At 57.5% G+C, this 3,060-nt stretch carries 2 protein-coding genes and 1 pseudogene; 2 read left to right on the top strand and 1 reads right to left on the bottom strand.

The window, feature by feature from the left end; translation table 11 throughout:
- Positions 1 to 210: 210 nt before the first annotated feature.
- Together FOA17_RS10670 and FOA17_RS10675 are read left to right on the top strand one after the other, a co-directional pair.
- A complete protein-coding gene (locus FOA17_RS10670) occupies positions 211 to 735 on the top strand; it encodes a hypothetical protein (RefSeq protein WP_149141483.1) in 525 nt (174 codons plus the stop codon).
- Between the two features lie 136 nt (positions 736 to 871).
- The gene (locus tag FOA17_RS10675) at positions 872 to 1,657 is read left to right on the top strand and encodes a hypothetical protein (protein ID WP_149141484.1); all 786 of its coding nucleotides are present in this window, start codon (positions 872 to 874) and stop codon (positions 1,655 to 1,657) included.
- Positions 1,658 to 1,800: 143 nt separating this feature from the next.
- Here FOA17_RS10675 and FOA17_RS10680 read toward each other — a convergent pair.
- Positions 1,801 to 2,893: pseudogene (locus FOA17_RS10680) on the bottom strand (IS3 family transposase).
- Between the last annotated feature and the right edge of the window lie 167 nt (positions 2,894 to 3,060).

Here is a 3,060-nt window from a genome sequence, read left to right on the forward strand (position 1 = left end):
GCCCGCCTCATGCTCCTGCAGGATGCCTATGATCTGCTCTTCCGTCAGTCGTGCCTTCTTCATCGTCCGTCCTCTCCATGGGCCGGACTCTAATCGCAGGTGGAGGAAAAATCCCGTGGCAGGTCACCGGTTCCCGATGAAGTGAGGGACCAGCATCGTGAGGCGCTTACCGCCGCTGGCTTCCCCGTGAACGCGACAGCGGAAGTCCTGATGTCCATCGACAAAGACGGCACCATCTCTCCCGACCATTCCCGCTCCTCGGTTCTTCGTGGGTACGAGGAAAGCATCGTCATTCACTTTGACGGCGAGCTGAAAACGCTGGCAGAGGGACTCGCCGCCGAGCGAATGAACGTCGAGTACTACAAGTATGACGGCGATATCCCCGAAGGCACCTGGGGCGTTGATCTCAAGGTGCCAGGTCACATGATCGGAAGCTTCGAAGAGGCGTTCGAGGAAGAAGAGGATCGTGAGGTTCCGCAGGAACACATGCTGGTCATCCATGTTGACGAGAACGGCGATGTCGAACTGGGGCAGGGATACGATTCCGGCGTCTGGCACGATTTCGAAAACGAACTCTTCAGCGAGTATGAAGACGTGCTGAAGGCGAAGGCAGCCAACATGGAGTCGCCGTCGAACGAGAAGGTGGCCGGGAAGACATTCGGCATCACTCCTCCCCGTGCTGGCATCACGCCTCCGGGTGAGCGTCGCCAGACGGGTCGGTCAATGTCCATGTGATTACCGGTCATGTTGGGATCAGGAGAGGCGGCTTCGGCCGCCTTTTTCGTCATCCGGGAGTTACTCGACGAGATCGCGTGAATTCCATAGGTCCGGTCACCATTGTCAGGTCATCGCAATCCGAATGGAGCATTCGATGACAGATACCCAAATCAGCATTCCAGGCGTTGACGAGATCCGGTTCAAGCCGCTCAACACCGAGGGTCGCATCTTGAATCCGGTCGACAAGATCCTGACGTTCGAAGTCACGGTCGAGATCCCGGAAGCTCTGAAAACGACTGACTGGTACAAATCGGAATTCGGTGAAATCCCGGATCTGGCCGATACGCACTGTGAGCTTCAGGTCACCCTCGATCACAACAACGTCGTCGGGCTGACGCAAGAGGGACTGAAAAGCGAAGCGGACCGTGCGCTTCTCGCTCATTTCCATAGCGACCTGGTGAAGCATGTCGGTGAACTTCGCCAGATGTCCGGCATCCCCATCAACCAGGGAGACGGCATCAAGGGCTTTGCCCTCGACCGACAGGATACGATCCGGCTCCTGGGCGTGCAGTTGGTGGAGCATGACGGCTTGAGCAACACCGCCGAGGCGACGCTTGATCTCACGGTTACGGTGCCGCCGGCGCTGCGGGATGAGTTCCCGGCCAATCAGGAAACGGCAACGATCCGCGTTCATCGCGACGGTGACGGCGAATGGTCACTGGCATCGCAGACGGGCGATCCGAAGGACGACGCGCTGTTCGATTACATGAAGGGGCTTGTCCCGGAGCGCCTGATTGATCAGGAAATTCGGATCAGCGCCAATGCGCGGCTTCCCGACACGGCTTCGAGAAAGATCAAACCGACGGCTGTCACCCCTCCCCGTCCCGGCATCACGCCTCCCGGCGAGCGGAAGCAATCGGCTCGGTCGATGTCCATGTGACCTTCGACGACGTCGAGAATTGGAAAGGCGGCTTCGGTCGCCTTTTTCATTGGCATCGGGAGTTACTGGCCGCCGGCGCGGGCGTCATTCGCGGTCAGCAGGCATATTCGGCTCCAGTGACCTGCTCCCCTGATTGTCTGCGTTTATAAGTTAGCTCTGTTCACGGTGTGGTCTTTGTTGGACTGGTTTGCATATTCATGGGGTGTGAGCCCGTCGAGGCTCGTATGCGGTCGGTTCAGATTGTAGTCGATCCTCCAGTTTTCAATAATGTCCCGGGCATGGCGATAGCTGCGGAACAAATGCTCGTTGAGGCATTCATCTCTCAGTCTTCCATTGAAGCTTTCGACAAATCCATTCTGCATCGGCTTGCCAGGGGCGATGTAGTGCCATTCCACGCCTCGATCCTGCTGCCATTTGAGCATGGCGTTTGAGGTGAGTTCCGTACCGTTGTCGCTGACTACCATCAAGGGATAACGGCCACGGCGCTCCGCTATCATGTCCAGTTCCCGCGCTACACGGGCTCCGGAGATCGAGTTGTCGACCACGGTTGCCAGGCATTCGCGGCTGAAGTCATCAATGACACACAGGATGCGGAACCGGCGGCCGTCGATCAGAGCGTCGGAGACGAAGTCGAGGGACCAGCGCTGATTGGCTCCTTGCGGTACCGCTATGGGCGCTCGCGTTCCCAAGGCTCGTTTCCGCCCCCCACGCTTGCGCACCGTGAGACGCTCTTCCCGGTAGATCCGGTAGACCTTTTTCCAGTTGGCCTCAATGCCTTCGCGCCTCAGCAGGATGTGCAGCCGGCGATAACCAAACCGCCTGCGTTCCGAGGCCAGTTCCCTGAGCCTTTGGCGCAGACCAGCATCGTCGGATCTCGTGGATCGATACCGACCAGCCCACACGCGCGGCGTTGCGAATATCCCTTGGTCTCGATTGCCCAGCTCACGGCTGTCCTCCTTGAGCCAGGCGTCAGAAGTTTTTTCCAAGCATCTCGCGAAGCGTCGACACATCCATCATCGACTCCGCGAGCAGCTTCTTCAGTTTTGCATTCTCTTCTTCAAGGGTCTTCAGCCGTTTTGCCTCAGACACCTCCAGCCCGCCATACTTCGAGCGCCACTTGTAAAAGGTCGCATCACTCACACCGTATTTGCGGCAAAGCTCGGCGGCCGAAATGCCCGCTTGATGCTCTTTCAAAATCCCAATGATCTGTTCTTCAGAGAACCTGGATCGCTTCATCGTCTGTTTCCTTCAATTGGGAACAGACTAACCTCAAAACGAGGAACTTTCAGGGGAGCAGGTCATGAGAAACTCCCGTTCTCCATTCGTGGGAACCTCGATCGAAGACTTGGCGACGAAGGACAATGTGGGGGCCAAACAGCGGTTATGATAGTCATATTAGAGGT

Origin of the sequence: Gemmobacter caeruleus (genome assembly GCF_008271655.1) — a bacterium.
Taxonomy (GTDB): Bacteria; Pseudomonadota; Alphaproteobacteria; order Rhodobacterales; family Rhodobacteraceae; genus Gemmobacter; species Gemmobacter caeruleus.

What these genes read in the sequence shown, in the direction of transcription:
- FOA17_RS10675 (WP_149141484.1), top strand. Translation starts at nt 872, where the DNA reads ATGACAGATACCCAAATCAGCATTCCAGGCGTTGACGAGATCCGGTTC.
- FOA17_RS10670 (WP_149141483.1), top strand. Translation starts at nt 211, where the DNA reads ATGTCCATCGACAAAGACGGCACCATCTCTCCCGACCATTCCCGCTCC.